Source organism: Aidingimonas lacisalsi, assembly GCF_008079445.1.
Lineage (GTDB): Bacteria > Pseudomonadota > Gammaproteobacteria > Pseudomonadales > Halomonadaceae > Aidingimonas > Aidingimonas lacisalsi.
Window position 1 is genome coordinate 600300 of the sequence record NZ_VRYH01000003.1, and the last position, 6166, is coordinate 606465.

Below are 6166 nucleotides of genomic sequence, written 5' to 3' on the forward strand. Positions count from 1 at the left end.
GTCGGTCATCGTTTGCCGGATGCCACTGAACAGTTCACTGCTCCCGTGCGGCAACCGCTGGCCGGCTCCCACACGGCAGGGCGTCATTGTCGGAGGAAATCATGAAACCGAAAATCAGTCTTATCACGCTCGGAGTGGATGATCTGGATCGGGCCACGCGCTTTTACGGTGAAGGCCTGGGGCTGCCGAAGCACGACGTTGAAGGCGGCGATATAGCCTTCTTCAGCCTGGAGGGAACATGGTTGGCGCTCTATCCCCGGGAGGAGCTCGCGAAGGACATCGGATCAACGGTGACCACCCAGTCAGGATTCAGTGGCATTACGCTTGCCCACAATGTGGCCACCAAGTCAGATGTTGATGACGTTCTCGACCAGGCGGTATCAGCAGGTGCCACGCTTATCAAGCCGGCACAGGACGTTTTCTGGGGTGGATACTCCGGTTACTTTCAAGATACAGAAGGGCACTACTGGGAAGTGGCATACAACCCCTATCAGGACCTGACGTAATGGTGGAGCCTGGCGCTGCAATTAAAACCGCCATGGCGATTCGTTCGCCATGACGGCCGACAGTCGGCCCATCCTCCAGGGCGGAGGGTGGCTCAATGAAGCAGGCTGCACGCTATGCTCAAGCGGCCTGCTGTTGCTCGAACCAATCCTTGGTACCGCCTTCGTAATCGTAGACGTGACTGAAACCGGCTTCCTCGAGCTTCTTGGCTGCCTTGGGTGAAGCATCGCAATCGAAGTTCGCACAGTACACAACGATCTTGCGATCCTTGTGTCCGGCTAGCGCCTCGACTTTTTCGGCGAAATCGGGATCGCCTGCAGGCACATTCACCGAGGTGCGAATGTGTTCCTTGTTGAAGGCGTCTCGCGGCAGCACGTTGAGTAGCACGAAGTCCTCGTGCTCGGTTTCGTTCATGGTTTTCAGGTCATCACGGGTGATCGCTTTCATGGAGTTCCTCCCTGGCAACAGGTCGTGAATGACGTAACTGGCTCAGGCCGCAATCGCCTGAGCGGCTTGCGCCGCGGGCTGTTGACCTGTCATGGCCGTTCCGACATCCATGGTGGCCTCCTGTTGCTTGCTGCGTGTGAGGGCTATGCTAGCCCTACACTCATCATGACAGGAGGATTGCCGCCTGAGTTCCAATTGCCGGCAGGCGTTTGATGGCGGCTCGACTTCCTCTTCATCCAGTGAGCGTGCACATGACCAAGCAAGAGCTCCTCAAGCTATATCGGGACTACATTGCCTGCCTGAACGATCAAGACTGGCCATCGTTGGGGCGCTTCGTCAGCATCGACGTCGAGCACAACGGCAGGCAGCTTGGGGTGCCGGGCTATCGTGAAATGCTGGAGAAAGACTTCGAAGCGATACCGGATTTGTACTTCAACGTCGAACGCTTGATCGCTGACCCGCCGTGTATCGCGAGTCGGCTGCGTTTCGACTGCACGCCGACGGGAAGGTTTCTCGATCTCGAGGTAAACGGAAAGACGGTCTCGTTTGCAGAGAACGTGTTCTATGAATGCGAGAACGGAAAGATTGCTCGGGTCTGGTCGGTCATCGACAAGATTGCTATCGAGGCACAATTGCGGCTCAGCGACAAGCCAGGCGACAGCGTCCGTATCCCGAATGGCGATAGGCGTTGATCGCTCACGGCCCCGCCTGATCCGACAACGGTTTGAGGTAGGGCAGCGGGTCGAACGATTTGTGGCGTACCATGTAATCGATACGGCCGAGCACCCGATCCAGTGCGCCGCGTAAGTGGTCTTCGAGGAGTCCGGCGGCGTTATTCGGCTGGCCGGCCTGGAGTGTCTGGACGATCGCTAGGTGTTCTTCCATGAAAGGATCGACGTCGTAGGCGGAGGGCGTCGTGTCGTAGAGGTGGGCGTTGGCGATCAGCAGGGCATGATAGTGCTGCAGCGTCTCGATCAGGATCTGGTTGTCGCCGTACGAGAGCAGTTCCACGTGCAGCCGTCGCTCCAGCCGGTCATACTTCTGGGGAAGCACGATGTCAGGTTGACTGAGCATCGCATCGAGTTCGTGCCTCATGTCGTCGAGTAGCTGGCGGGGCAGGTTCGGCGTCGCATGGCGCAGGGCCTTGGGTTCCAGGATCCAGCGCATTTCATAAAGCTGGGTGATGCGTTCGGAGGTCAGCGTGGGTAGCAACCACCGGCCGCGTTGATCCTTGCGAAGGATGCCGACATGTTTCAGTCGCGCCAGGACTTCTCGCGCCACCGTACGGCTGACGCCATAGCTGGCGGCCAGCTCGGTCTCGATGATTCGCCAGGCGCCGTAGGCCGAGCGGGCGACCGCCTGGCGCGATACATCCTGATAGATGGCTTCCCAACTGGCCGTGTTGACCAGGGCGGCGTGTTCGGTCGGGAGATCGGCGTCCTTGCTCGCCTGGTATTCCGGTGGGGCAGTCGAGGACACCGTCACGCCCCGGCACGGTCGAAAGCCCGTCGCTGGTCGACCGCATGCATGCTACCGGCGATGCCCAGGCCGCGCGTGAGGCCTTCATCAGCCGCCAGCCGATGGGTCGACTGGGCCGTCCCGAGGAGATCGCCGCCCTGGCGGTCCACCTTGCCTCGGATGAATCCGCCTATACCACGGGTGCCATCTATGCCGTCGATGGTGGGGCGATGTTGTAATCGGAACGTTTAGACGGCAAGCCCGCGTGTTCTGCTTTATCTCGTTTTCCTCGCACTGTCGTTGGCGTTTAGGCACTGGCGGTGGGGCGGACGACGATCTCGCTGGTATCGACATCGCTAGGCTGATCGATCACATGGGCGATCGCGGCGGCAATGGCTTCGGGCTTGAGGGCGATCTGGCGGTAGGCTTGCATCGCCTCGGCGGCGCTGGCGTCGGTGATGGTGTCGGCCAGTTCCGATTCCACCACGCCGGGGTAGACGCAGGTCACGCGGAGCTTGTCGTGTTCCTGGCGCAGCCCATCGGAAAGCGCGCGTACGGCATACTTGGTCGCACAGTAGACGGCGCCGGTGGGTACCACATAGAGGCCGCCGATGGATGAGATGTTGATGATCTGTCCGCTGCCCTGAGACTGCATGGTCGGCAGGACGGCGGCGATGCCATGCAGCACGCCGCGGATGTTGACGTCGATCATGCGGTCCCACTCGTCGAGCTTGAGCGAGGCCAGGGGAGAGAGCGGCATGACGCCGGCATTGTTGATGATGACGTCGATGCGGTCGTGGCGCTCCAGCGCGGCATCGGTGAAGGCTTGCACGTCTTCCCGCTGCGTCACATCCAGGGCGCGATAGTCCACCTGGCCGCCGTCGGCGCGAATGGTGCGTGCCAGCGCCTCCAGCCTGTCGGTACGGCGTGCGCCGATCGCCAGGCGATGGCCCTGTCGTGCCAACAGCAGGGCCGTGGCTTCGCCAATGCCGCTGCTGGCACCGGTAAGAAGAATGACTTTCGAGGCTTGACTCATGATGAAACGTCTCCGTATTGGTGACCAAGGCATCCGCAAGCGGAACGCCGGGTATAGGTCGAACGACCATGAGTGAAAGCTTAGAGGCGCGGGCTGCGATGGGGCAGATGCATTGCTATTGCGTGTTTGCCTAAAACTATTGTTATGGATGTCTTGGGATAATTTTTTCCCGAGCATGATAGTCTGATTGTAATCTTCTCGAGTTAGTGCTTTTGTCATGACAAACTCGCTTACACCCTTGCCTCATGCGCGGATGGTCGAGCGGCTTTATCAACTCGCTCCCGGTGAGGGGTATACGGAGTCGTTGCTGGAGGGAGTGCGATTCATGCGTTCGAATCGCCCCTTGCGGCATACGCCGGTGCTCTATGAGCCGAGTATCGTGATCGTCTGCCAGGGGCGTAAGTGGGGGTTTTTGGGGGATGAGGTCTACCGCTACGATCCCCTGCACTATCTCGTGCTGTCGGTGCCGCTGCCGTTCACCTCGGAAACCGAGGCCAGCCCCGAGGAGCCGCTGCTGGCGATTGCGATACGTCTGGATATGGCAATGGTGGCGGACCTGGTGTTGAGACTGGAGCAATCGGAGGGGCACGCGCTGGCCGCGCCAAGTGGCATCGTCTCCACGCCACTGGGGGAACCCATGGCGAACGCGACGCTGCGCCTGCTCGAGGCGCTCTCTTCGCCGCTGGAGGCACAGATACTGGCGCCGAATATCGTGCGTGAAATCTACTATCGCGTGCTAGTCGGCGAGCAAGGCGGAAGCCTGCGCTCAGCGCTTGCCCGGCAAGGGCAGTTCGGCAGGATCGCCAAGGCGTTGAACCGCATTCATGCCGATTACGCCGAGCCTCTCGAGGTCGGGCGCCTGGCCAACGACGTCGGTATGAGCACACCGGTCTTTCATGTGCACTTCAAGGCGGTGACACGAACCTCTCCGCTGCAGTACATCAAGTCGACGCGGCTACATCACGCCCGCTTGATGATGATACGTGATAGTCTGACGGCGGCGGGTGCCGCGGCCCGGGTAGGCTACGAGAGCCCGTCGCAGTTCAGTCGTGAATTCAAACGGTTTTTCGGCCGCCCACCGGGCGAGGAAGTGCGTGAGATGAGGGCGAGCTTGGCACTACTGCCTTCCTCCCGGGCGATGAACCTGGCGCAACCGCATTGACGAGCGATCATGGAGACGATTCACATCGCTGGGGCAGACACATGGATGATTCCGAGACACAGGGAATCCTGATCATCATTGCCGCGGTTGCGGCAATGGCGACAGGGGATGCCTTCATCAAGTTTTTCGCCGATGCGATCCCGTTGGATTGGCTCATCGCCGGTCGCTCGGTCTTTGCCGTCGTACTGCTCCTATCGTTCGGCTCGATCGTGTCGAGATCCTTGCCTAGGCTGCGACGCGAAAAACTCGGGGTTTACGGGCTGATCGTCGTACGCAGTCTGCTGCTTGCGATGATGTGGCTGTGCTATTACATCGCGTTGCCCCATATGTCTTTCTCACTCGCTGCCGCGCTACTGTACACGACACCGGTGTTCATCTGCGTCTTCAGTTCGGTGCTGCGAATCGAGTCGCTGAGCCTGCGACGCGTCAGCGCGATCGTCATCGGTTTTGCCGGCGTCGTTGTGGCACTTCAGCCATGGCGAGAGGAGGTGAACGCTTACCTCTTCCTCCCGATCATTGCGGCGGCGCTCTATGCCGTTGCCCAGTTGCTCACGCGCACCAACCTGAACTCCGAGAGTTCGACCGCACTCGCGGCGGCAATGAACGGCGCGTTGTGCCTCGTCGCGATGGTCAGCGTGTGTGGCTTCGTCGACATTTCGCCGAACTCGTACAGCATCGGTCAGGCGATTGACCAGACCACATGGCTCGAACTGCTGCTGAAGCTCATGATGCTGGCGGTACTCATCAGTATTACCGCGACGCTGACGGCCAAGGCCTTTCAGGTTGGCTCTCCCACCATCGTGGGCGTGTTCGACTACGCCTATCTCGTCTTCGCGGCGTTCTGGGGCATCGTGCTGTTCAGCGAGATTCCCTCGATTTATCAGTTCATGGGCATGCTGTTGATCGTAATCGCCGGCGTGCTTCTATTGCCCCTCACCTCGACGCTTCGCCTCGGTCGGTTGTTTAAAGTCTTTTCGGGCAGGTAGCCATGTCTTGCTATGGGTCGCCGTTGATCCGGAACGTGGTTGGTGATCCGTGTCGAATGCTAGGCTGAACCTCATGACATCATAATGAGATAACTTATACGCATGGGATGGTCTTATGGCATCGGCTTCCTCAGAGCCCTGCATCACACCTCACTCGCACGACCGCCGGGGGCGGATGGACCTGCCGACGCTTTCTATGACCGTGTTCCACTGTCTTTCCAGGGCGATGCCCGTGACTACTCCAGCAACAAGCATAACGATGCGGTCTGGAGTCTTGAGTCGATGAAAGCGATTGCGGGAAAGCTGTCGTCTCAAGCAGACTCTCCAGCAAATGCAATTGGCGCGTTTATTGGTGTTATTTAGCCGAACTATTCTTAATGGCCAAATATTTCAGTGGGTTAGGGAGCAGATAGCATGCGGTATAACATTGTTAAACGCGCCAGGGCGTTCAAGTCAATAAACGAGCGGGCTAGCTAATACCTGTTAGAGAGCAAAGGAGACTCTATGCCAAGGCAAATCCCACGGGATGCTGTTGCCAAGTCAGTTATTGCAGGAATTACCCGAGCGCAGCAT

General features: G+C 59.1%; 9 protein-coding genes. 6 read left to right on the top strand and 3 right to left on the bottom strand.

The window, feature by feature from the left end; all coding sequences use genetic code 11:
* Nucleotides 1-101: 101 nt before the first annotated feature.
* The gene (locus FVV99_RS08970; protein ID WP_148253708.1) at nucleotides 102-506 is read left to right on the top strand and encodes a VOC family protein; all 405 of its coding nucleotides are present in this window, start codon (nucleotides 102-104) and stop codon (nucleotides 504-506) included.
* A 118-nt stretch (nucleotides 507-624) separates the two neighbouring features.
* Here FVV99_RS08970 and FVV99_RS08975 read toward each other — a convergent pair whose 3' ends face one another.
* Nucleotides 625-951 (bottom strand): rhodanese-like domain-containing protein, encoded by a 327-nt coding sequence (locus FVV99_RS08975; protein WP_148253709.1) that lies wholly within the window; start codon nucleotides 949-951, stop codon nucleotides 625-627.
* A 251-nt stretch (nucleotides 952-1202) separates the two neighbouring features.
* Between FVV99_RS08975 and FVV99_RS08980 the strand changes: the two genes are divergently transcribed.
* Nucleotides 1203-1643, top strand: a complete 441-nt coding sequence (locus FVV99_RS08980) for an ester cyclase (RefSeq protein ID WP_148253710.1) — start codon at nucleotides 1203-1205, stop codon at nucleotides 1641-1643.
* A gap of 4 nt (nucleotides 1644-1647) precedes the next feature.
* Here FVV99_RS08980 and FVV99_RS08985 read toward each other — a convergent pair whose 3' ends face one another.
* A complete protein-coding gene (locus FVV99_RS08985; protein ID WP_161598981.1) occupies nucleotides 1648-2430 on the bottom strand; it encodes a GntR family transcriptional regulator in 783 nt (260 codons plus the stop codon).
* Between FVV99_RS08985 and FVV99_RS18925 the strand changes: the two genes are divergently transcribed.
* Nucleotides 2412-2648: an SDR family oxidoreductase gene (locus tag FVV99_RS18925; protein ID WP_407921334.1), complete on the top strand. Its 237-nt coding sequence runs from the start codon at nucleotides 2412-2414 to the stop codon at nucleotides 2646-2648. The two genes, FVV99_RS08985 and FVV99_RS18925, sit on opposite strands and share 19 nt — an antisense overlap.
* Before the next feature lie 68 nt (nucleotides 2649-2716).
* Here FVV99_RS18925 and FVV99_RS08995 read toward each other — a convergent pair whose 3' ends face one another.
* Nucleotides 2717-3445 carry an SDR family oxidoreductase gene (locus FVV99_RS08995; protein WP_148253713.1) on the bottom strand — a complete coding sequence of 243 codons (729 nt, stop codon included), beginning with the start codon at nucleotides 3443-3445 and terminating at the stop codon, nucleotides 2717-2719.
* A gap of 217 nt (nucleotides 3446-3662) precedes the next feature.
* Here FVV99_RS08995 and FVV99_RS09000 point away from each other — a divergent pair, with 217 nt between their 5' ends.
* The 3 genes from FVV99_RS09000 (at nucleotide 3663) to FVV99_RS09010 (ending at nucleotide 5956) form a co-directional block, all read left to right on the top strand.
* The gene (locus FVV99_RS09000) at nucleotides 3663-4607 is read left to right on the top strand and encodes an AraC family transcriptional regulator (RefSeq protein ID WP_236645350.1); all 945 of its coding nucleotides are present in this window, start codon (nucleotides 3663-3665) and stop codon (nucleotides 4605-4607) included.
* A gap of 41 nt (nucleotides 4608-4648) precedes the next feature.
* Entirely contained in the window at nucleotides 4649-5593 is a 945-nt protein-coding gene (locus FVV99_RS09005) for a DMT family transporter (RefSeq protein ID WP_148253714.1), read from the top strand.
* 102 nt (nucleotides 5594-5695) lie between these two features.
* On the top strand, nucleotides 5696-5956 hold the full coding sequence (locus FVV99_RS09010) for a hypothetical protein (RefSeq protein ID WP_148253715.1): 261 nt from the start codon (nucleotides 5696-5698) through the stop codon (nucleotides 5954-5956).
* Nucleotides 5957-6166 lie beyond the last annotated feature (210 nt).